This is a genomic window from Stenotrophomonas sp. STEN009, assembly GCF_056760395.1.
In genome coordinates this window covers 20,542-43,008 of record NZ_JBRRES010000032.1, presented here as the reverse complement: position 1 = coordinate 43,008, position 22,467 = coordinate 20,542, and the positions used below count along the sequence as shown (strand labels likewise).

The following is a 22,467-nucleotide window of genomic DNA, read 5'->3' as shown; positions in this document are numbered from 1 at the left end:
AATCGTGCATTGATACCCGACGTCACTATCGCAGATGGCGCATCGACGGCACAGACATGTCCGTCACAGCACTGTGCTTGCGGGCCGGGCGAGCCATGCCGACGCGGTTGCCACGGCGTCAGCGCGCGTAGTGGCCCAGGAACATGGCGACCGCCGATGCCGCCACCCGCGCGCGCTCGTCGGCCCCCAGCGGCGCCTGCCCCATCGTTACCTGCGGCCAGAAGGCGAAACTCTTCACCAGTCCATGCAGCTGATGGGCGGCGAATTCGGGATCGACCGCACGCAGCCGGCCATCGGCGATCGCTGCACGGATCCAGGCGCTTTCCCCACTCTCCTTCTCGCCCATGCGACAGACGATTGCCTGCGCACGTTCGGGTGAATGGATGATCTCCGCCATGGCAACGCGGGCCAGGTCGATGAAATTGGCATCACCCAGCAGTTCCAGCTTCTGCTCCAGCAACGCGAGCAGCTGCGGCTCCAGTGGCTGCTCCGCACGGTAGGGCAGCTCGACGCCGGCCATGCTGCGTTCCCAGAGTTCCTCCAGAATCAGCGAGAACAATTCTTCCTTGCTGGGGAAGTGGTTGTAGACCGTGCGTTTGGATACACCGGCCGCTGCCGCGATCCGGTCCATGCTGGTGGCTTCATAGCCGGCCGTGCGGAATTCCTCCACCGCCGCGCGCACGATGGCCTCGCGTTTGCGGTCGGTCAGGCGCTGCGGCGGACGGGACATGGCGACACCAGATAACTGAACGGATACCCCCATTTTACACCGATGAGTATACTTTTCCGCAGCAGGAAACTACACTGTGCAGTGTACCCTGCGGACGTCACCCATGAAGCGCCTGCTCCTTGTCCTCCTGCTTGGAATCCTCGCCGTGACCGCCTACACCTTCTGCAAGTCCTGGTCCCTCCCCGACTTCCCCGACTCCCCGCAATACCGCGAGGGCAAGTTCCACAACGTACTGCCGCGGCCGGCGATGGGCCTGCGCAACGGGCTGGAGATCTGGTGGACCTTCCTGTTCAACAAGCCGAAGGGGACCGTACCCGCGGGCGCCATACCGGTGCAGGCGCTGGATCGTGCCGCGCTGGAAGCCGCGCCGGATCGCAGCCTGTTCCGGCTGGGGCACTCGACGATCCTGCTGAAGCTGCGCGGCCAGTACTGGTTGACCGACCCGGTCTTCTCCGAACGGGCGTCACCGGTGCAGTGGATGGGCCCTGCGCGCTTCCACGCCCCGCCGATCAGCATCGAACAGCTGCCGCCGATCGCCGGCGTGATCCTCTCGCACAACCATTACGACCACCTGGATCACGCTGCGGTGATGCAGCTGGCGGGCAAGACCACGCGCTTCATCGCGCCGCTGGGTGTGGGTGATCAGTTGATCGCCTGGGGCGTGGACGCGGACAAGGTCGAACAGCTGGACTGGTGGCAATCGACCGAAGCCGATGGCCTGCGCCTGACCGCCACACCCGGCCAGCACTTCTCCGGCCGCGGCCTGGGCGACAGCGACCGCAGCCTGTGGGCCTCGTGGGTCATCCAGGACGGCGACTTCCGCATCTTCTTCAGTGGTGACACCGGCTACTTCGATGGCTTCAAGGCCATCGGCGAGAAGTACGGCCCGTTCGATCTGACCATGATCGAAACCGGCGCATACGATCCGCGCTGGGCATTCGTGCACATGCAGCCGGAGCAGACGCTGCAGGCCCACCTGGACCTGCGCGGCAAGTGGCTGCTGCCGATCCACAACGGCACCTTTGACCTGGCCCTGCATGACTGGCAACAGCCCTTCGAGCGCATCACCGCGCTGGCAGCCGCGCACGATGTGCCGATCGCCACGCCGATGATGGGCGAGGCGCTGGACATGCAGGCGCCGCAGGCAGGCACGCGCTGGTGGGAACAGGTGGCGCTGCGCTGAGCTTGCCTGGGCGCTGCTGTCACGGGGCGCCGGTTCGTGCAGGCAGTGACGTTGCGGACGATGGCTGTCGCGACGCCTTGCAGGGCGTTGCGCCACGCGTCCGCACTCTCCCCTATTGCAGCGCGTCATGTAAACGATTACACCCCCTGCTAGCGTAGCGCCTGCCCGATCCTGGCCGAACCTCCAAGGCTGTCGACATGACGCTGCGTGCTGATCGCTTCCGCCCCTCCTGGGCATGCCTGCGCTACGTCGCGCGCGCTCTGCTGCCGCTGGCCGTGATGGCCTCCGCCGCGCAGGCGCAGACACTGCCACCGCGCAGCCAGTGGCAGGCCAGCAGCTCATCACAGCAGGTCCCGGCGATGGCCATCGGCCGTCTGATCGACAACGACCCGAAGACGGTCACCGGCGGCGCCTTCAGCCCCGGACACTGGTTCCAGATCGATCTGGGCGCACCGGCCCTGCTCGGCGGTGCACGCCTGACCTGGGACGTCTCCAATCCCGAGGGTTACACGCTGCAGACCTCGATGGACGGCCGGCAGTGGCAGCCCGCCTACACCATGGCCGACTCGCTGGGCGATGTGGAGACGCTGTACTTCGAACCGCGCCAGGCGCGCTATCTGAGGCTGGCCAGTCCCCAGCGCACGTCGGACTGGGGGGTCTCCATCTTCGAGATGGAACCCTTGGACGCCACGCTCAGTGCACGCGTGCACGGACTCGACAGCGCACAGGCAGCCGCGTTGTGGCAAGGCGGTAGCGGCGTCGCCCTCCCTACCGATGGCAAGGGCAGCCATGTGCTTGAAATCACCCTGCCGCGCGCTCAGCCGGGCACCGGCCTGGCGGTGGAGTGGGCGGGCCAGCGTGGCGCCGCACGCCTGCAGGCCCAGGATGCGCAGGGGCGCTGGCAGCCGCTGGCGCAGGACACGCAGGCCGCCAGCCATGCCCAGAGTTGGTTGGCCAGCGATACGGTGCACGATGTGCGTGCCCTGCGGCTCATCGTCGACGGGCCCTCGCCACAGGTCACGCGCCTGCGCCTGCTCGGCCCGAAGGCCGTGATGACGCCGATGAAGCAGTACCAGATCGCCGCCAGCGGCGCGCAGCGTGGCTTGTTCCCGGCGTCGTTGCAGATGCAGCAGACGTACTGGACGGCCGTGGGCGTGCATGCCGGACGGCAGAAGTCGATCTTCGACGAATACGGCAACATCGAGGCATTCAAGGGCGCACCGCTGGTGCAGCCGATCTGGCGCAATGCCGATGGGCGTGCCGCCGGTGCCGCGGAACAGGCCGTGCAGCATGCCCTGCGCGACGGCTGGAAGCCGATGCCCTCGGCCGCCTGGTCGCCGCAGCCCGGTCTGGAACTGCGCAGCGAAGCGTTCGCGATCGAGCGCGACGGCCAGCCCGTCACCTTCCTCCGGCATCGACTGCGCAATACCGGTACCACGCCGGTCGAGGGCACGCTGAGCCTGGTGGTGCGGCCGATGCAGATGAACCCGCCGTGGCAGAACGGTGGCCTGTCGCCGATCCGCGACGTGGCCATCGACGGCCAGAGCGTGCGCGTCAATGGTCGTACCCTGCTGCACTCGCTGTCGGCGGTCAGCGCCTCCGGCGCGGCACCGTTCGGCCCGAACGGCGAAACCGAGATCACCTCCGCCATCGCTTCGGGCCGGTTGCCCGGCGCACGCCAGGCTACCGATGCGCGTGGGCTGGCGGCGGCGGCGCTGGACTACCGGATCACACTGGCGCCCGGCGCCAGCCAATCCGTGGTCGTCGCCTTCCCGCTGGGTACGGCGGCGGCCGACGCCAAGGGTGTACTTCCGGAGCCACCGGCACTGGACCTCGCGCGCCTGCCAGGCGATGCCGATGCCGGCTTCGAGACGCTGGCCGCCGAAGCCTCTGCGGACTGGCAGGCACGATTGGGCCAGGTCGGCCTGCGCCTGCCCGATCCGTCGCTGGTCGACATGCTGCGTGCCCAGGCCGCGTACATGCTGATCAACCAGACCGGCCCGGCCATGCAACCCGGCCCACGCAACTACAACCGCTCCTTCATCCGCGACGGCATGGCCACCTCGGCGGTACTGCTGCGGATGGGCGAAGCCAAGGTCGCGCGCGACTACCTTGCGTGGTACAGCGAACACGGGGTACATGCCAACGGCCTGGTGTCGCCGATCCTCAATGACGATGGCAGCGTCAACACCGGCTTCGGATCGGACATCGAGTACGACAGCCAGGGCCAGTACGTCGCGTTGGTGGCCGATGTCGCGCGCCTCGACGGTGGCCCCGAGTCCGTGCGTGCATACCTGCCGAAAGTGAAGGCCGCGCTGCGCTTCCTGCAGGAACTGCGTGAGCGCACGCTGGTACCCGGTTACAAGGCCGATCAACCGGCGCCGGAACGCTTTGCCGGCATCCTGGCACCGTCGATCAGCCACGAGGGCTATCCCTCTCCCACCCACAGCTACTGGGACGACTACTGGGGCCTGAAGGGCTGGCATGACGGCGCATGGCTGGCTGAATCACTCGGCGACCACGCCACCGCCACCTGGGCACGCGGGCAGTACAAGGCGCTGTATGACGCACTGCACGCTTCGATCCGCGCGACGATGGCGTGGAAAGGCATCGATTTCATTCCCTCCTCCGCCGATCTTGGCGATGGCGACCCGACCGGCGTCTCCATCGCGCTGGATCCCACCGGTGCGCAGAGCGTGCTGCCGGCTGATGCGCTGCGCACCACCTTTGCCCGCTATCTTGACGACGTCCGCAAGCGCAACCAGCCCGGTGCGCTGTATGCGTACACCCCTTATGAAATCCGCAACGTCCTGAGCTATGTGCATCTGGGCCAGCCCGCAGCGGCCGACGAGCTGCTGCAGGGCCTGCTGCGCGACCGTCGCCCGCTGCAATGGCAGGTGCTGGCCGAAGTCGTGCACTCACGGCTGCGTTTTCCGCGCTACCTGGGCGACATGCCGCACACCTGGATCGGTGCCGAATACGGCCGCACCCTGTTCGGGATGCTGATGCGCGAGGACGACGATGCCCTGTCACTGCTGCCGGGCACGCCGCCCTCCTGGCTGGCCGGCGATGGCCTTGCGGTGGAGCGCCTGCCGACGGCGTACGGCACGCTGCGGATGCAGGCACAGCAACGCGACGGTACGCTGACCGTGACGCTCGGCGAAGGGCTGCGCAGCGCCACGGCCGTCAAGGTCTGGTGGCCCGCGCGCACGGCACCGAAGCAGGTGCGCGTGGACGGCCATAGCGTTTCCGACTTCGATGCCGAGGGTGTGCGGTTGGCGAAGCCGTTCAGGACGCTGGAGGCACGTTGGTAGAGCAGCCGAGCATGGCTCGGCTCTACAGAAGCAGCCTTGGTGCCGGGGCATGCCCGGCGTCAGAGATCCGGCAAGCCCGGCGGGTTGGTCTGCGACTGCGGCACGGCTTCCTCAGTCACGTTCCAGCGCGCCAGTGCCTGTGCGTAGGTGCCGCTGCCGATCTGGGTATTGAGCGCCTGGGTCACCGCATCGGCCAGGCCGCTGCCCTTCCGCGTGGTGACCGAGATCGCAGCAGCGTTCGGCCAACCGCCCGGAAACAGGCCAACGCGCCGCACCTTGCCATCGCGCGCGGAGTACGCGCCGGTGGCGTTGGGTTCGAACGATACATCGGCTCGGCCGGTGATCACGGCCAGGCGGCCGACCACCGAATCATCGAAGTACTGGTATTGCACCGGCTCCAGCCCGGCCGCGATGTTCTGTGCATCCCACTGCCGCAGGATCTGGTCCTGGTTGGTGCTGGCACCGACCACCACCTTCAGGCCAGCGACATCGGCCGGCTTCTCGATCTTCTGGATGGGCCCGTCGGTGCGCGTATAGATACCGAGCAGGTCATAACGGTAGCTGGAGAAGTCGAACTTCTTCTTGCGCTCTTCGGTCACGGTTACGTTGGACAGCACTGCGTCGTACTTGCCCGACTCCAGTCCCAGCGGCCAGTCGGCCCAGGCGACCGGCACCACCACCAGCTTCAGGCCCAGCGCATCGGCCACCAGCCGTGCGATATCCGGCTCGATGCCGATCACTTCCTTGCTGTCGGCGCCATAGTCGGCCAGCGGCAACTGACCGGGATGCGTCGCGACCGTCAACGTGCCCGGCGTCACGAAGCGGAAGTCCGCCGGAACCAGCGCCTGCGCTTTCGGATCCACGGTCCCCCGCAGCGCTGGCGCGCCGGCACCGGCCAGGCTGCTGGTCGCTGCGGGCACGGCCTCCGGGGCCTGCCGTGCACGGGAATAGACGATGCCGGCAATGCCGATGACCAGCACAGCGCTGACCAGCAGGGTGCTGCGCGACGGACGACGAGACGTTGCAGGACTCATGGGGGTCACATCCGGATCAGAGGGTCTTGGCGAGAAAATCGGCGGTGCGCTGCTGGCGCGGGTGTTCAAATATGGCCTCGGGCGTGCCCTGCTCGATCACCCGGCCCTGGTCCATCATCACCACGTGGTCGGCAACGCGGCGGGCGAAGCCAAGTTCGTGGGTGACGATCACCAGCGTGGTGCCGGAACGGGCGAGCTCTTCGATCACACTGAGCACTTCGGCCACCAGTTCCGGGTCCAGCGCCGACGTCGGCTCATCGAACAGCAGCACCTTCGGCTGCAGGGCCAGTGCACGGGCGATGGCGATGCGCTGCTGCTGGCCACCTGACAGGTGGCGCGGGAACGCATCGGCCCTGTCCGCCAGGCCGACGCGCTCCAGCAGCACGCGCGCCTGCTGTTCGGCCTGCGTACGCGGCACACCGCGCACCGCCATCGGCGCCTCGATGATGTTCTCCAGCGCGGTCAGGTGCGGGAACAGGTTGAAGCCCTGGAACACCATGCCCACCTCGGCACGACGGCGGCGGATCTCGCGCTCCGGCAGCTCGTACAGGGTGTCGCCGTCACGGCGATAGCCGATCAGCTGGCCACCGACGCTGACGAAGCCGGTGTCGGCGCGCTCCAGGTGGTTGATCAGCCGCAGCAGCGTCGACTTGCCGGCACCGGACGGGCCGATCAGCACCGTTACGCTGCCGCCGCGCAGTTCCAAGGTGATGTCCTCCAGTACCGGCTGCCCGTCGAACGCCTTGCCGACACCGTGCAGCGATATCGGCGCTCCCTGTCCGGCCTCGGCCGCGCTCGCGATGCGCGGCCGCACCGCAACCGGCGATGCCGCACGCGGCGCGGGCGAGGATACCCGCGACACGCTGCGCTCACGCTGCAGCTGGCCACGCGCGAAGCGCTGCTCCACGCGCCGCTGCAGCAGCGACAGCACGGTCAGGATCACCAGGTACCAGACCGTGGCCACCATCAGCAGTGGCACCACCTCCAGGTTGCGGCGGTAGATCACCTGCACGGTGTAGAACAGCTCCGGCAACGCCAGCACGTAGACCACCGACGTGCTCTTGGCCAGGCCGATCACATCGTTGAAGGCGGCCGGCAGGATCGAACGCATCGCCTGCGGCAGGATGATGCGCCGCACCTGGCGGCCGCGCGGCAGGCCCAGCGCGGCCGCTGCTTCATACTGGCCGTGATCGACCGAGAGGATGCCACCGCGGATCACCTCGGCCGAGAACGCCGCCTGGTTCAGTGTCAGGCCCAGCACCGCAGCCGTGAACACACCGATCAGCTGGGTGGTGGGATACGAGAACAGGCTGATGCCGGTGAACGGAATGCCCAGTTCGATCGTGCTGTACAGATAACCCAGATTGTTCAGCAGCAGCAACAGCACCAGCAGTGGAATCGAACGGAACAACCAGACGTAGCCCCACGATACCGCCGACAACAACGGCGAGCCGGATACCCGTGCCAGCGCCAGCAGCGTGCCCAGCGCGAAGCCCAGGCCGGTGCCGAGCGCGGTCAGCAACAGCGTGCGACCCAGCCCTTCCAGCACCGGGCGGGCGAAGAACCACTCGGCGAAGGTGCCCCAGCCCCAACGTGGATTGCCGAGTACCGACTGCAGCCCGATCAGGATCAACGCCAGCGCCAGCACCGTGCCGAACACCTGCAGCGGATGCCGCGCCGGCACGATCTTCAATGCCGGTGCCGGACGCGCGGCCAGACCCTCGATCGCGGTGGACGGCGTACTCATGCGTGGACTCCCTGCACGGCGGCAGTGCTTGATGCCGGCGGACGCGCCGGTGCCCGCAGCTGCTTCTCGAACGGCAGATGGGCGATCGATTCCGGGTCGGCAGACAGATCGAACAGTGCGGTGTAGCCATGGCTCAGGTACAGGCCGACCGCCTCAGGCTGGCGGAAGCCGGTGGTCAGGTATACGCGGCGATAGCCCTGGCGTGCGGCCTGGTCTTCAAGCTCCTGCAGCACGCGCCGGGCGATGCCCTGGCGGCGCAGGCCAGGCAGTGTCCAGATGCGCTTGAACTCGGCCGTATCCGGGTCGCGGTGAGGCATGAACGCGCCGCCGGAAATGGCCACGCCCTCACGCAGCAGCAGCACGAACGCTCCCACCGGCGCAGCGAATGCCTGCGCTGGATAGCGTTGCAGCTCCTCGCGCGCACTGCCACCGATGCGTCGCCGCACATCGGCGTAACGACTGTCGTACTCCTGTTCGAGCCCATCGAACAGTGGCCGCGCCAGTGGATCGTCCACCGAGGTGTAGAGGAAGCGCTCCTCGAACGGTGCCGTACTCATGCTGCGTCCTCCACCAGATAGTGTTCGGCCAGCCGCGCCCAGAGGCTGGCGGCGGGAGCGATGACCGCATCGTTGAACACGTAGCGCGGGCTGTGCAGCGATGCACTGTCACCGTTGCCGACGAACACGAAGCTTCCGGGCCGGGCCTGCAGCAGGAAGGCGAAGTCCTCGCTGGCGGTGCGCGGCGCGAAGGCATCCAGCACCTGCCCTGCGCCGAATCCCTGCAGCGCCACCTCACGGATATAGGCGGTCTGCTGCGGATGGTTGATCACGCTCGGGAAGCCACGCGGGAACTCGATCTCGGCGCGCGCCCCGAACGCGGCGGCGGTCTGCTCGGCAAGCTCGGTCACGCGACGGCGCAGCGTGTCGCGAACGTCGGGCAGATAGGCGCGTACGGTCAGGGTCAGCTCCACCACGTCGGGAATCACGTTGGCCGCCTGCCCACCGTGGATCGAACCGACCGTCACCACGCCCATCTGCCGCGGGTCCACATTGCGCGACACCACACTCTGCAGTGCGGTGACGATGTGCGCGGCGGCGAGGATCGGATCCACGCTTCCCTGTGGTTCCGCACCATGCCCGCCCTTGCCGATCACCCTCAACCGTGCCCAGTCCACCGATGCCATCGCCGGTCCGTCGACAAAGCCGAAGTGCCCCACCGGCACACCCGGCCAGTTGTGCAGTCCATAGATCGCATCCACCGGAAAACGCTCGAACAGGCCGTCGGCGAGCATCCTTGACGCACCGGAGCCGGTTTCTTCCGCCGGCTGGAACACCAGTTGCAGGGTGCCATCGATGCGCCCGTGCCGGGCCAGGTAATGCGCCGCCGACAGCAGAATCGCAGTGTGGCCATCATGACCGCAGGCGTGCATCCGTCCTTCGTTCTGGCTCGCATAAGGCAGCCCGGACGCCTCCTGGATCGGCAGCGCATCGATGTCGGCGCGCAGCCCAAGCCTTCGGCTGCCCTGACCCCGCTGCAGCGTTCCGACCACACCGGTTCCACCGACGCCCGTGGTCACCGTATAGCCCCACTGCTGCAGCAGTTCGGCTACGCGTGCGCTGGTGCGATGCTCCTCGAAGGCGAGCTCCGGGTGTCGATGCAGGTCGTGGCGGATGGCGATGGCCTCATCGGCGCGTGCGGCTATTTCAGGCAGCACGCCCGTCGGCCCGGTGGGCGCCACAGTCAAGGATGCCCGGCGCAGTACGTTCATCGCCTCACCCCACCTTCCGCGCCGGTTCGGCGGCCGTCGAATGACGGCTGGCCTTGTACGGCAGGCCCAGGTGGTCGCGCAGCGTCTTCCCTTCCAGCTCGCGCTGCTGATACCCGCGCGCCTGCAGGATCGGCAGTACCAGGGTCACGAAATCGTCCAGCCCCTCGCGCTGCGCCGCAAACCCGAGAATGAAGCCATCGCTGGCGCCCGCCTCGAACCAGCGGATCAACTCGTCGGCCACGTGCTCGGGTGTACCGATGAAGTTGGGCCGCGGGCTCACCGCCTGCAACGCGACCTGGCGCAGGCTCAAGCCCTGCTCGCGGGCATCCTGCTTGATCCGATCGGTGGTGGAGCGGAACGAATTGCTGCCGATCTCGCCCAGCTCGGGGAACGGCGCGTCGGGATCGTACTGGGTGAAATCGTGATGGTCGAAGAAGCGCCCGAGGTAGGCCAGCGCATCGTCCAGGCCCGCGAGTGCGGCAATCGCCTGGTACTTGGCTTCGGCCTCCTCGGCGGTGTGGCCGACAATCGGCCCGATGCCCGGAAAGATCTTAACGTCATTGCCGCTGCGCCCGTGGGCGATGGCCGAGTTCTTCACCTTCTGGGTGAAGGCACGGGTTTCTTCCAGCGAGGGCGAGTGGGTGAATACCGCATCGGCATACTTGCCGGCCAGCGCGATGCCGTCGTCGGACGAGCCCGCCTGGAAGATCACCGGCTGCCCCTGCGCGGAGCGCTGGATGTTCAGTGGGCCTTCGACCTGGAAGAAGCGGCCCTTGTGGTCGAGGCGGCGGAACTTGTCGGTGGCGAAGAAGGTGCCCTGTTCGCGGTCGCGGATGAAGGCATCGTCGTCCCATGAATCCCACAGGCCCTGCACCACCTCCAGGTATTCGTCGGCGATCTGGTAGCGCAGCGCATGTTCCGGATGCGGGCGGCCGTAATTGCGGCCCGATCCTTCCAGCGGCGAGGTCACCACGTTCCAGCCGGCGCGCCCACCGCTGATCAGGTCCAGCGAGGCGAACTGCCGGGCCACGGTGAACGGATCGCTGTAGGAGGTGGACAGCGTGCCGGCCAGGCCGATCTTCTTCGTCGCCGTGGCCAGCGCGGACAACAGCGAGATCGGCTCGAAGCGGTTGAGGAAGTGCGGGATCGATTTCTCGTTGATGTACAGCCCATCGGCAACGAAGCCGAAGGCGATGCCGTTGTCTTCGGCCGTGCGCGCGATGTCGATGTAGAAGTCCAGGTTCACGCTGGCATCGGCCGGGTTGGACGGATGCTTCCACGCATGCATGTGGCTGCCCGGTCCCTGCAGCATGATGCCGAACGGGATGGTGCGCGGTGTCTTGCTCATGGGTATCGCTCCTGCAGGTCAGGCCACCGCCGCGCGTGGCGCGGGCGACAGCAGTTCAAGGGATGCCAGGCGTGCGTCGAGGTCGGCCACCGGCGCATCGAGGATGAATTCGCCCACGCCGAAGCGGCGGTGCAGTGCGTCCAGTTCCCCGCGCACCTGCTGCGCGTCGCCCGACAGCACGCTGGGCCGCGTCTCTTCGATACGGAAGTCGGTCACGCCCACCTGGCGGGCATACTCGGCCGCGGCGTCCGGGCTGGGCAGGTTCACCGTCTGCCCCGGGCCGAGGTGCAGCTTGTAGACACGCAATGCGCCGACATGGCGCGCCGCCGCTTCGCTGGTGGGCGCCGCGAAAGCGACGGTGGCCAGCAACGGCGGCTGCGTGGATACGGCGCGATAGGCCTCGAACGCCGCCTCGATGTGCTTCGGGTCGCCGTCGAAATGGGCGGCATAGACGAAGCGCCAGCCCAGCTCCGCCGCCTGCCGTGCGCTCTGCGGGCTGGCGCCCAGCAGGAAACGCTCGGCCGCCACCTGCGGCACCGGCCGCGCCTGCGCATTGGCATGCGCATGATCTTCGGCCAGCGAGCCGGACAGGAATCCTTCCAGATCGCGCAGCTGCTGATCGAAATCGGCGAAGGCCGGTCGCCCCGCGGCCAGCGCTGCGGTGGACGCCGGCAGGCCACCGGGTGCCTTGCCCACCCCCAGGTCGACGCGTCCGGGCGCCAGCGCCGCCAGCAGGTTGAAGTTCTCGGCCACCTTGTACGGCGCATAGTGGCGCAGCATCACGCCACCGCTGCCGATGCGGATGCGCCGGGTCTGTGCCAGCACCCATGCTGCCAGCACCTCCGGCGCCGGACTGGCCAGGGTCGGTGCGGCGTGATGCTCGGCAAACCAGTAGCGGTGGTAGCCCAGCTGTTCGGCACGCTGGGCCAGCTGCAGGCTGTTGCGCAGCGCCTGCTCGGCGCCTGCGCCTTCGGCCACCGGGCTCTTGTCCAGCACGCTGATGAGGTAGCTCATGTCCGCGTCCTCGCTCAGGGGTGGGCCACAGGAATGCCAAGCAGGCCATTGAGTGCGGCCAGGATCGGCTCGGCACCGGTCACGTACTGCCGGTCCTGGTAGGCACCGTTGGCGTGTTCGCTGCGCACGCCCTGCGGCAACACCAGCTTCGGCAGCGACTGGTCCTGCTCGCCCACCGCCGCGATCACCTCGCGGCGTGGCCGCGCGAAGCCGATGCGGCGCACGTCCAGCTGTGCATCCAGGCCGTCGATGCTGGACAGCGCGCCTTCCAGCAGCAGGCTGTGCCGGCAGAAGAAGCGCTGGCCCGGCAACTGGCCGTCGACGAACTCGCGATCAAGCAGGAACAGGATGGGTTTGGGGGAGGCAGCTGCAGCCACGGGTTCGTCCTCGTCTGGGCCGGCAATGAAGTGCCGTTTCGCTATCGATGCTAGAGAAGCTGTGCGCCGCGCCCGTACCTGCTGGCGACAATCGCCGGTCGGATCCGGCCACGCAGATGCAGGTTGGCAATAAGCAGACTGCTGGCCGTTATGGGCAGCTCAGGCGATGCGGCGCAGGGGCGCCGGCCCGCTGGCGGCATGCGGCAGCAGATGCCCGGCAGCGCGCTCGGCAGCCAACTGGATGCGCGCCTGCAACGCCGCGCTGTTGATCTGCTCGCCATCGAAATCGGCTGGTGTGGCATACACGCCGATGGGCAACGTATGCGCCTGCAGGAAGCTGAACAACGGTCGCAGCTGATGGTCGATCACCAGCGCATGCCGCTCGCTGCCCCCGGTGGCCGCCAGCAGCACAGGGGTGTCCACCAGCGCCTCGAGGTCGATGAAGTCCACCAGGTGCTTGAACAACCCCGGGTACGAGCCACGATGGACCGGTGCGGCCACCACCAGCAGCTCGGCGTCCTCGAGGGTGGCCAGCGCCTGCTCCACCACGGGCTCGGCCTCGCTGCGCGACAGCGTCTGCCCCAGCGCGCGCGCTATCGGCGCCAGCTCCACCAGTGTCACGCTGGCATGCAGGCGCTGCTGCAGCGCCTCCAGCAGGTGCCGTACCAGCAACAGCGTGCGCGAATTCACCGATGCCGTTGGCGAACCGATCAACGCAACAATCTTCAACCCAGATGACATGCCACTCTCCTCGGTAACGCCGGACGCTGGCCGGCGACGCCATGCCTGAACCTCAGAACCGGTAATTGACCCGCCCGTACCAGAACGCGCCGATCCTGCTGAGCACGTCACCGCTGTCCCAGGTGGTCTCGATGCTGGCCACGTCGGTGGCGCTGCGCGCGTACTCCGGCACCTTGCGGGTGCGCTTGTCGAACACGTTGTTGATGCCCAGCGCCGCACTCCAGCCCGCGCCCAGCTCCACACCGCCGGACAGGTTGGTCACCAGCACCGGTGGCTGCCTGTACTCCACGCCGTTGTTGAGGCGCTTGATCGACCCGTAGTAGGTAACGTCCACATTCGAGCGCCAGCGTCCGTTCTGCCAGCCCAGTCCGGCCACCTGGGTGTAGCTGGGCGTACGGAAGCGCAATGCGTACTCGCCGGACTTCGTCAGCAGGTTGATGTTGGGCAGCCCCTGCAGCGCCGCAGGAATGGCGCTGACGCTGCGGATCGTGGTGCGTCCGACGTTGGCGGCATAGCTCCAGCGCAGCTTGCCCCACGATGTGTCCTGGTTCGCCTCCAGCGTCAGCTCCACGCCGCGCGTGCGGGTGTCGCCCACGTTGGTGAAGTAGCTGGCATAGAACGCGTCGCCCGGCAGGATGCTGATGCCGGCCGAACCCAGCAGCGCATCGATCGTGTTCTTCTGCGCGGAGGTCAATACGGTGCCGCTGTTGTCGGTGATGCGCGCCGGATCCTGCGCGTTGTAGCCGATCTGGCTGGACTGGCCGAGCTGGCCGCGGATGTCGATCTGGTAGGCATCCACGGCCAGGTGGAAGGCCGGGCTCGGGTCCCAGGTCACGCCGATGCTGTAGTTGGTGGCCTTCTCCGGTTTCAGCGGGGTGGCACCCAGTGCCACCGCAGCGGGCGAGGACACCTGCGCCACCAGCGTCGTACCGCACGGGCAGCTGCCCGTGGCCTGGTAGAACTGCGCGCCTAGGCTTGGCGCGTGGAAGCCGTTGCTGACCGTCGCACGCACGCCCAGTGCGTCGGTGATGTCGAAGCGGCTGGTCAAGCGTCCGGTCGAGACGCTGCCGAAGTCCGAATGGTCTTCCCAGCGCGCGGCCGCATCCAGGTACCAGCGCGAGGTGACGTTGGTCGCCGCCCCCACGTACACCGCCTTGCTGTTGCGCGTGGCTTTCACCGCGTCGGCGGTGGAGTAGCCGACAAACGCAGCGGCACCGAATCCGGTGTACGACTCCCACTGCCCTGCCCCGCGCTCGTAGCGCTCGTGCTGGTACTCGGCACCGGCACTCACTTCCAGGGGTGAGGCAAAGGCCGCCACCTCAAAGCCCCGGCGCAGGTCCAGGTTGGCAATGCCCTGCTGGTAATCCAGCTTGCCGTCATAGAAGTCGGTGGGCGAGCCCGGGTACGGCAGCGAGTAGTTCACCGAGTTGCGGGTATAGGTGCGCACCGTGCTGCGGTTGCCGGTCAGGCTGGCGTCGTAGTCCCAGCCGGCCAGCTGCCCCTTCACGCCGGCGGTGCCGGTGTACTGCTTCTCCTTGGTCTCCAGCACCGGCAGGAAGCCGTCGGGAAACACGCTCAGCACCCCCGGTGTCCGGTACGTGGTGAAGATCGTGGCCGGCAGGCGGAAGTTCTGGATCGCCTGCGCGGTGCGGTCACTGGCAGTGGCGTTGGCGTAGAACTGCGCGCTCTCACCCAGGCCATGGCCCACGTTCACCGCAAACGCCTTCAGCGCGTACGACGGTGAGCTGAGGATGGTGTTGGCTTCGGCATCGCGCGTGGCCTCGGCAGGGTCCGGCGTCGCACCGGCCGGCAGGCGGTTGTTCGGCCGCAGCGCGACCCGGTTGCCATTGGCATCGATCGCCGGATAGCTCAGATAGCCATCGATGTAGCGTCGCGTCCGGATCGCGTGGTGCTGGCGCGTGGTCTCGCCCGAGAGATTGACGAAGCCGTCCTCGCCCCAGGGCAGGCCGACGTTGGCGCGCACGCTGGTACGCGTACCGTCGCCATCGATGCTCTGCCCGCTCTCCACCGACACCTCACCGCCCTGTGCCTGCGATTTCAGGATGACGTTGACCACACCGGTGATCGCGTCCGAGCCGTAGATGGCGGAGGCACCGTCGCGCAGCACTTCCACGTGGTCGATGGCCGACACCGGAATCAGCGCCAGATCCGCCCAGGCGTGGCCAGGAAAGCCGCCGCCGTTGGCACCGCTCACATACGCACTGGCGTTGCGGCGCTTGCCGTTGACCAGCACCAGCGTGTAGCCCGGTGAAAGATTGCGCAGCTGATAGCCGCGGATCAGGCTCTCCTGGTCGCTCTGGTAGCCACCGATCTGGCTCAGCGACGGCAGGCTGCGCTGCAGCGCTTCGAGCAGGTTGGCCTGCCCGGTCGCAGCAAGATCCTCGGCGGAGATCACGTCGATGGGCGTGGAGCTGTTCTTGACCGTGCGCGTGCTGGTGCGCGAGCCGGTCACCACCACTGCGTCCAGGGTGGATGCAGCGACGTTGGCGGCAGCCGCTGTGGTTGCCGGCTGCGCATCGGCGTCTGCCGCATGCACGGGGGCCGCAACCAGGGCGGCGGCGATCAACACAGCAAGAGGACTCAGGACAGGGGCGTAGGCGGCAGGCATGGGGGCTCGTGGGGTGGGCCGGAAACACGCTTCCATTCAAGGGTCTGTTCACCCGCCACGACAGGCGTGATCGCGTCACCCAGCCGTAACATCCGGCCACCCACATGACCGCTGGTAATGACGTTAGGCAGCGCGCTTGCATGGGGACGGATCCCTTTCGAAGGAAACGGATCCGACCACAGCCGCCATATATCCCGCAGGCATCACCTCATGACCGCATGCCACGCGGCGGCATGCGCCATCACCGGTAGCATCAGGCCATGCCCATCCACGCTGCCGATCCCACCGCGCCGACCGTCGCCATCGTGGCCTGCCACGGCCAGGGCCTGTTCGAGTTCGGTTGTGCGGTGGGCCTGTTCGCACCGGTGCGTCCGGAACTGGGCGTGGCGTGGTACCGCACGCAGCTGTGCGCGGGCGAACCCGGTGCACTGCGCATGCTCGGCAATACGCAGGTGCAGTTGCCGCATGATCTCAACGCGGTGGACGATGCGGACATCATCGTCATTCCCGGTTGGCGCGAACCCAGTGAACGCCCGCCGCAGGCGTTGCTTGATGCGCTCGTCCGCGCCCACGCGCGCGGCGCCCGCATCGCCTCGATCTGCTCGGGCGCCTTCGTGCTGGCCTGGGCCGGCCTGCTCGATGGCCGCCAGGCCACCACCCACTGGCGGCTCACCGAAACGCTTGCGCAGCAGTTCCCCCGCATCGGCGTGCGCGACGACGTGCTCTACGTCGACGCCGGCAGCATCATCACCTCGGCCGGTTCGGCCACCGGCATGGACATGATGCTGCACATGGTGCGCAAGGATTACGGCGCGCGCGTGGCCAACCTCGTTGCCGAGCGCCTGGTGCTGGCGCCCTGGCGTGATGCCGGGCGCAGCCAGCGCGTCAGCCGCGCCATTCCCAGCGGCGAGCCGACACGCCTGGCCAAGCTGATGGAGTGGATGCGGCGCAACCTGCGCGAACCGCACTCGCTGGGCAGCCTCGCCGAACAGGCCGCGTTGAGCCAACGCACCCTGCAACGGCAGTTCCTCGACGCCACCGGCCTGTCACCCATCGACTGGCTGATCCGCGAGCGGGTGGCTTTCGCCCGCGAGCTGCTGGAAACCACCGACCGCCCCCTGCACTGGGTCGCCGACCAGGCCGGGTTCGGGTCGCAGGAATCGTTCCGCCGCCATTTCCGCGGGCTGGTCGATGCCAGCCCCACCGAGTACCGCAGCCTGCATCGGCAGGGCATCGAAGCCGATCGACTGGTCGGCTGCTGAGGGTAGGCCTGCGGCAACGTCCGCCTTTCCACGCCGCCATCGGACCGGCAAGATATCGCAATGTCCCGCAGGCCGATGGAACGGTGATGACTGACCGCCCTTACAGGAACTACCGCTTCGGGATAGGCGTGTCGCTGGTGCTGGCGGCGATCATCGCCACCCTTTCGCTCATCGCCGTGGTCACCCCCAATCTGGGTTGGGGCGTTGTGGCGCTGGCCACCCTGGCGATCTGGGTGGGCGTACCGTTGCTGCTGGTGCTTGTGCTGGCGTGGCTGCGCTACATGGTACGGGACCGTGGCCAGGTGCCCGGCCGCGTGCACGCCGTGATGTTCGTGCCCACCGCCGCAGCCATGCTCATCGTTCCGCTGTGGCAGTCCCTGCAGAACACCTGGGACAGCCTCGCCGGCGGCTCGCGTGCCGCCATCGCGGAACTGCACGTCAATCTCAGCGGGCAACCGCTGTGGCTGGACACCTCGCCGTATGCATCCACCGGCTCCGGCGCTGGCCCGGACCTGCCCATGCAGGGCGACACGCCCGAACGTTTCATCACCTTCCACCGCTACCCCAACGCGCAGTCCGATGCAGACAGGGCATTCCCGTATGAAGACGGGCGCCTGAAGCGCTCGGTGGACCACTACCGCTACGCCACGCCCTCCGGAGATCGTGCCGTCACCGACGTGCCCCTGCTGCGCCGCCCCTATCCGGACCTTGCGCCCTTCAACGCGTCATGGAGGCGCCCGGGCACGCCGGAACTGGTGCACCTCTATTACCACTACCGCGATCATGTGGAGGTCGCGCCCGCGCTCGCACGCCTCAGCGGCACTACCGCAGATGATCTGGAGCGCAGCCGCTTCGAAGGCCTGGTGCTGTTCAAGGTCCACAACTACGGCGGCGCGCCCATCGTGCGGATGGAGGTCAATGGCATCGCACTGGACATCGGAGACGGCGCCATCGCCAGCATCCGGACGCCGCCCGCGGACTGCACCGCGTACGGCTACCCGGACGGCGCCGCGCTGCTTCCGCTCGATCAGCCCCTGCAGGTCCGCTGGCAGACCAGCAGCGAGCCGATGCGCTGGCACAGCGCCCGCGTGCAGGTACCGGCGTTCCGCACGCCGCAGCCCATGGAGGGCCAGTCAACCCTGCAGCGCGTGCTGCTGTATGTGCTGCCTGATGACGCGCTGGCCGCCGAACGCTACGCGGAAATATTCGACCGCGATACGCGGCGCGGCATCCGCGCTACTGGCCTGCCCGCGGCGGCCGCTACGGTGGCCACCTGCGGCAGCGCCTACGCCACCTATGGCGAAGACGCGCCGCCGCCGCTGGCAGACTGAGCAGCGTCGCCGCGGCGCCTGTTCTCAGCGGCGGCCACGCATCCGCCAGCACTGTGCGATGAAACCGAGCACGAACACCACGAAACACCCCAGCAAGGTCTGCAGCACGACCGGAGCCATCGGCGCGGCCGCAATCGGATGTGCCACCGGGATGCGGGTCAGCGTTTCATTCACGCCCGGCACCAGCGACAGCAGGAAGCTGAACGACAGCGCGAAGGTGGACAGATACCGCGCCGCCCGCCCCAGGAAGCGCAGGCGCGCGGCTAGCACCCCGCCGAAAGCAACCAGCAGCACGATCACGCCAAAGGCGTGGCCGGGATTGAGTCCGCCCGTGCTGGACACGGTGAACGAGGTTGCCACCGACAACACCAGGCCCAGCAGGTAGAGCTTGCCGGCACGCGTGGCCGGATCGATGGCGCGGTGGCGGACCAAGCCATAGAGACCGGCCACGATGGGAAGCAGGCTGACGGCAGTGTGGATGACGCCGAGGGCGGACAGCGGGTGTGGCATGGGAGTGCTCCGTTGGGATTAAACAAACCTACTAGTAGGTAGGCATGGTGGACAAAAAGAAGACCCGCGTTGCCGCAGGCCTTCCGCATACAGTTCTCAGGAGGCGCTCACCCGCGCGATCGCCAGCCGCGCCAGGGCCGCGAAGGTGGCCGCATCGCCAAACCCCCGCGCCGCCAGCATCGCACCATGCACGGACGCCATGAACGCCTTGGCTTCGTCGTCCGCCGGGCCCTGCAGGCGCAGCTGCCCCTGCGCAGCGCCCTTCTGCAGGGTGCGGGTCAGCCACTCGGTCAGGTCCTCGAAGTGGCCGCGCACCTCCTCGGCAATCTCCACCGGGATCATCGGTGCTTCCGCGGCCAGCATCGCGCAGATGCAGAACGACGCCGTTCCGCCGGCAATGCAGCTGGACCAGTAATCGACATAGGCGTTGAGCTCCAGCAGCGGATCACCCAGCTGCCGGTCCAGCAGTGCCAGTCCCTCGCGCGCCTCGGCCCGGTACAGCACCACCACCGTGCGCACCAGATCGGCCTTGCTGGGGAAGTGGTGATGGATGCTGGCCTTGCTGATGTTCACCCGCGCGGACACGTCCGCGTAGCTGAAACCGTTGTAACCACCGGCTTCCAGCAGGGAACGGGCCTGCGCCAGAATCTCCAGCGCCTTCGGGGACAGCGACTCTTTCATGGCGCAAACCTACTAGTAGGTAGATAGGCCTGTCAACGGGCCGACCCGCGCCGTTCAGTGGGAAGACACATACAGCGCACCGGCTGGCGCGGGCGGCACCGCGAAGCTGCGCCGCATCCGCGCCACTTCCGCCGCCGGCGGCAGGCCGAACAGACGCTTGAACTCCCGGTTGAACTGCGACGGGCTGGCATACCCCACCGCCAGCGACGCCGCTTCGGCGGTCATCCCCTGGCGCAGCATCAGCAACCGCGCCTGGTGCAGGCGCGTGGACTTCACGTACTGCATGGGCGAAGTGCCGGTGACGTCACGGAAGTGATCGTGGAAGGTCGCCACGCTCATCCCCGCCTCCGCCGCCAGGTGTGCCACGTCCAGCGCCGTGGCATAGGCCGCATGGATCTGCCGCAACGCCCGGCCGATGCTGCCGAAACGGCCGCGCATGGCCAGCGCCTCGCGCATCGCAGCGCCCTGCGCGCCGGTCAGCACGCGGAAGTACACCTCGCGCACCAGCGCCGGGCCCAGCACTGCCGCTTCCCGCGTGTCGCCCAGCGCATGCAGCAGCCGTATCACCGTGGCCTGCATCGGCGGGTCCATCGGGCTGGCCATCATGCTGCGCGCGTGTGTCTGCCCCGGCGCCTCATGCGCGTCCAGCGCAAGCAACAGCTCCGCCGCCAGTTGCAGGTCCAGGTGCAGGTAGATCGCCAGCAACGGCGCCTCCGCCGACGCGTCGGTTTCCATGGTGAACGGCACCGGCACCGACACCGCCAGGTAGTGCTGCGCGTCGTACTGGTAGACCTGCCCGCCCAGGTAGCCGCGCTTGACGCCCTGGCAGACGATCACGATGCCCGGGTCGTACAGCACCGGCGTGCGCGCCAGCGGCCGGTTCGAGCGCAGCAGGCGTACGCCCGGCACGGCGGTGAGCGTGTAGCCCTCCTCCGGCGCCAACGCCTGCAGCAGCCCCACCATGCGCGCCTGCGCATCCTGCTGCACCGGATCATCGCCAGACCGCACCGCACACCTCAGAGGAATAGGCAAGATCGGCCGAAGCTTAGGCCTGTATGGCATCCCCCACAAGCACTACTGTGCAAGCCCGCTTTCCATGAGGCCATCACCATGTCCCCCTCCCGTCTGCTGCTCATCACCGGCGTCAGCAGCGGCTTCGGCCGCGCCCTCGCCGAACAGGCCCTGCAGGCCGGCCACCGCGTGGTCGGTACCGTGCGCAACGAACCGGCCCGCCAGGCGTTTGAATCCCTCGCCCCCGGCCGCGCGTTCGGCCGCCTGCTGGACGTCACCGACCACGCCTCCATCGACGCGCTGGTCGATGCCATCGAAAACGGCATCGGCGCCATCGACGTGCTGGTCAACAACGCCGGCTATGGCCACGAAGGCATCCTCGAGGAATCCACGCTGGACGAACTGCGCCACCAGTTCGAGGTCAACGTGTTCGGCCCCGCCGCGCTCATCAAGGCCGTGCTGCCGCATATGCGCGCGCGCCGCCGTGGCCACATCCTCAACATCACCTCGATGGGCGGCTTCATCACCCTGCCCGGCATCGCCTGGTACTGCGGCAGCAAGTTCGCACTGGAGGGCATCAGCGAGGTGCTGGGCCAGGAAGTGGCCGCGTTCGGCATCCACGTCACGGCCGTCGCGCCGGGATCGTTCCGCACCGACTGGGCCGGCCGTTCGATGGTGCGTGCACCGCGCAGCATTGAAGATTACGACGCCTTGTTCGACCCCATCCGCAGTACGCGCGAGGCCAAGAGCGGTCATCAGCTGGGCGATCCGGAAAAGGCGGCGCAGGCCATGCTGAAGATCATCAACAGCGACGCACCGCCCAGCCACCTGCTGCTGGGCAGCGACGCCGTGCAACGTGTGCGTGACAAGCTGCAGGCCATGTCCAGCCGCATCGACCAGTGGGAGGCCATAAGCCGATCCACCGACGGCGGTTGACATGCAGGTATTTACCTGCCTATTCTGTCCGCCATGGATGCAGACAAGGTGTTCAAGGCCCTGGCCGACCCCACGCGCAGGACGTTGCTGGACCTGCTCTGCGCCGACAACGGCCAGACGTTGGGCCAGCTGTGCGAACACCTGGACATGGCCCGGCAATCGGTCACCCAGCACCTGGGCCTGCTGGAAGACGCCAACCTCATCAGCACGGTGCGCCGTGGCCGCGAGAAGCTGCACTTCATCAACCCGGTGCCGCTGCATGACGTCTACGAGCGCTGGGTACGCAAGTTCGAGCAGCAGCGCCTGAGCCTGCTGCATGACCTGAAACGAGAACTGGAAGGAGAATGACGATGTCCGCAGCGTCCACCCGCTTCATCCACGTGATCTACATCGCCTCCACGCCACAGAAGGTGTTCGAGGCCATCACCCGGCCCGAGATCGCCCGCCGCTACTGGGGCCACGAGAACGTCTCGGACTGGAAACCCGGCTCGCGCTGGCAGCACGTGCGCGCCAACGACACGCGCTCGGTCGAGCTGGTCGGCGAAGTGGTGGAAAGCACCCCACCCTCGCGACTGGTCATCACCTGGGCCGCGGCCTCGCAGGCCGACAACCCGGACAGCTACAGCCGCGTCACCTTCGAGATCGTGCCCTACCAGGACATGGTGCGGCTGACCGTCACCCACGACGATCTGGAACCCGGCAGCGGCATGGATACCGGCATCCGCCAGGGCTGGCCGATCGTGCTGTCCAGCCTGAAATCGCTGCTGGAGACCGGCAAGGGCTTGGATGTGTTTGCGAAGCCAGCGTAGTCGTCGGGATGGCTGCCCGCGCAGGCGGCACCAGGAAGATGC

At 67.7% G+C, this 22,467-nt stretch carries 20 protein-coding genes; 7 read left to right on the top strand and 13 right to left on the bottom strand.

All coding sequences use genetic code 11. From position 1 onward, the window contains the following. Positions 1-118: 118 nt before the first annotated feature. Entirely contained in the window at positions 119-730 is a 612-nt protein-coding gene (locus ACVOMM_RS14675; RefSeq protein WP_065175563.1) for a TetR/AcrR family transcriptional regulator, read from the bottom strand. 103 nt (positions 731-833) lie between these two features. On the opposite strand from ACVOMM_RS14675, the gene ACVOMM_RS14670 reads away from it, so the two are divergent. Together ACVOMM_RS14670 and ACVOMM_RS14665 are read left to right on the top strand one after the other, a co-directional pair. Further along, positions 834-1,913, top strand: coding sequence for an MBL fold metallo-hydrolase (locus ACVOMM_RS14670; protein ID WP_065181371.1), 1,080 nt, complete (start codon positions 834-836; stop codon positions 1,911-1,913). Between the two features lie 197 nt (positions 1,914-2,110). Next, positions 2,111-5,227, top strand: a complete 3,117-nt coding sequence (locus tag ACVOMM_RS14665) for a galactose-binding domain-containing protein (RefSeq protein WP_481526441.1) — start codon at positions 2,111-2,113, stop codon at positions 5,225-5,227. A 59-nt stretch (positions 5,228-5,286) separates the two neighbouring features. Here ACVOMM_RS14665 and ACVOMM_RS14660 read toward each other — a convergent pair whose 3' ends face one another. The 9 genes from ACVOMM_RS14660 to ACVOMM_RS14620 form a co-directional block, all read right to left on the bottom strand. Continuing rightward, the gene (locus ACVOMM_RS14660; protein WP_481526440.1) at positions 5,287-6,261 is read right to left on the bottom strand and encodes an ABC transporter substrate-binding protein; all 975 of its coding nucleotides are present in this window, start codon (positions 6,259-6,261) and stop codon (positions 5,287-5,289) included. A 16-nt stretch (positions 6,262-6,277) separates the two neighbouring features. Beyond that, positions 6,278-8,008 carry an amino acid ABC transporter permease/ATP-binding protein gene (locus tag ACVOMM_RS14655; protein WP_481526439.1) on the bottom strand — a complete coding sequence of 577 codons (1,731 nt, stop codon included), beginning with the start codon at positions 8,006-8,008 and terminating at the stop codon, positions 6,278-6,280. Further along, the gene (locus tag ACVOMM_RS14650; RefSeq protein ID WP_065181368.1) at positions 8,005-8,565 is read right to left on the bottom strand and encodes a GNAT family N-acetyltransferase; all 561 of its coding nucleotides are present in this window, start codon (positions 8,563-8,565) and stop codon (positions 8,005-8,007) included. The genes ACVOMM_RS14655 and ACVOMM_RS14650 overlap by 4 nt, the downstream gene beginning before the upstream one ends. After that, the gene (locus tag ACVOMM_RS14645) at positions 8,562-9,776 is read right to left on the bottom strand and encodes a M20 aminoacylase family protein (RefSeq protein ID WP_180875932.1); all 1,215 of its coding nucleotides are present in this window, start codon (positions 9,774-9,776) and stop codon (positions 8,562-8,564) included. Before ACVOMM_RS14645 ends, ACVOMM_RS14650 begins: the two co-directional genes overlap by 4 nt. Before the next feature lie 4 nt (positions 9,777-9,780). Continuing rightward, positions 9,781-11,124 (bottom strand): LLM class flavin-dependent oxidoreductase, encoded by a 1,344-nt coding sequence (locus tag ACVOMM_RS14640; protein WP_481526438.1) that lies wholly within the window; start codon positions 11,122-11,124, stop codon positions 9,781-9,783. A gap of 18 nt (positions 11,125-11,142) precedes the next feature. Further along, positions 11,143-12,138, bottom strand: coding sequence for an LLM class flavin-dependent oxidoreductase (locus tag ACVOMM_RS14635; protein WP_053517564.1), 996 nt, complete (start codon positions 12,136-12,138; stop codon positions 11,143-11,145). A gap of 14 nt (positions 12,139-12,152) precedes the next feature. After that, a complete protein-coding gene (locus tag ACVOMM_RS14630) occupies positions 12,153-12,515 on the bottom strand; it encodes a DUF3088 family protein (RefSeq protein WP_053517565.1) in 363 nt (120 codons plus the stop codon). A 159-nt stretch (positions 12,516-12,674) separates the two neighbouring features. Next, positions 12,675-13,256: an FMN reductase gene (msuE, locus tag ACVOMM_RS14625; RefSeq protein WP_481526437.1), complete on the bottom strand. Its 582-nt coding sequence runs from the start codon at positions 13,254-13,256 to the stop codon at positions 12,675-12,677. A 52-nt stretch (positions 13,257-13,308) separates the two neighbouring features. Continuing rightward, the gene (locus tag ACVOMM_RS14620; protein WP_180875931.1) at positions 13,309-15,885 is read right to left on the bottom strand and encodes a TonB-dependent receptor plug domain-containing protein; all 2,577 of its coding nucleotides are present in this window, start codon (positions 15,883-15,885) and stop codon (positions 13,309-13,311) included. 260 nt (positions 15,886-16,145) lie between these two features. Here ACVOMM_RS14620 and ACVOMM_RS14615 point away from each other — a divergent pair, with 260 nt between their 5' ends. Then, positions 16,146-17,147: a helix-turn-helix domain-containing protein gene (locus ACVOMM_RS14615; protein ID WP_193396294.1), complete on the top strand. Its 1,002-nt coding sequence runs from the start codon at positions 16,146-16,148 to the stop codon at positions 17,145-17,147. A gap of 86 nt (positions 17,148-17,233) precedes the next feature. Then, on the top strand, positions 17,234-18,478 hold the full coding sequence (locus ACVOMM_RS14610; RefSeq protein WP_481526436.1) for a hypothetical protein: 1,245 nt from the start codon (positions 17,234-17,236) through the stop codon (positions 18,476-18,478). Positions 18,479-18,502: 24 nt separating this feature from the next. Here the strand turns inward: ACVOMM_RS14610 and ACVOMM_RS14605 are convergent, their stop codons facing one another. From ACVOMM_RS14605 to ACVOMM_RS14595, 3 genes are all read right to left on the bottom strand, one after another. Then, entirely contained in the window at positions 18,503-18,988 is a 486-nt protein-coding gene (locus ACVOMM_RS14605; RefSeq protein ID WP_193396292.1) for a hypothetical protein, read from the bottom strand. A gap of 96 nt (positions 18,989-19,084) precedes the next feature. Then, entirely contained in the window at positions 19,085-19,669 is a 585-nt protein-coding gene (locus tag ACVOMM_RS14600; protein ID WP_065175556.1) for a TetR/AcrR family transcriptional regulator, read from the bottom strand. Between the two features lie 54 nt (positions 19,670-19,723). Beyond that, positions 19,724-20,677 carry an AraC family transcriptional regulator gene (locus ACVOMM_RS14595; RefSeq protein ID WP_279942104.1) on the bottom strand — a complete coding sequence of 318 codons (954 nt, stop codon included), beginning with the start codon at positions 20,675-20,677 and terminating at the stop codon, positions 19,724-19,726. A 102-nt stretch (positions 20,678-20,779) separates the two neighbouring features. Here ACVOMM_RS14595 and ACVOMM_RS14590 point away from each other — a divergent pair, with 102 nt between their 5' ends. The 3 genes from ACVOMM_RS14590 to ACVOMM_RS14580 are packed head-to-tail and all read left to right on the top strand — an operon-like array spanning position 20,780 to position 22,425. Next, complete coding sequence (locus tag ACVOMM_RS14590; protein WP_481526435.1) at positions 20,780-21,616, top strand: oxidoreductase; 837 nt, start codon at positions 20,780-20,782, stop codon at positions 21,614-21,616. 33 nt (positions 21,617-21,649) lie between these two features. After that, the gene (locus tag ACVOMM_RS14585; RefSeq protein ID WP_053517574.1) at positions 21,650-21,964 is read left to right on the top strand and encodes an ArsR/SmtB family transcription factor; all 315 of its coding nucleotides are present in this window, start codon (positions 21,650-21,652) and stop codon (positions 21,962-21,964) included. Positions 21,965-21,966: 2 nt separating this feature from the next. Further along, complete coding sequence (locus tag ACVOMM_RS14580) at positions 21,967-22,425, top strand: SRPBCC family protein (protein ID WP_111186664.1); 459 nt, start codon at positions 21,967-21,969, stop codon at positions 22,423-22,425. The last annotated feature ends 42 nt before the right edge of the window (positions 22,426-22,467 follow it).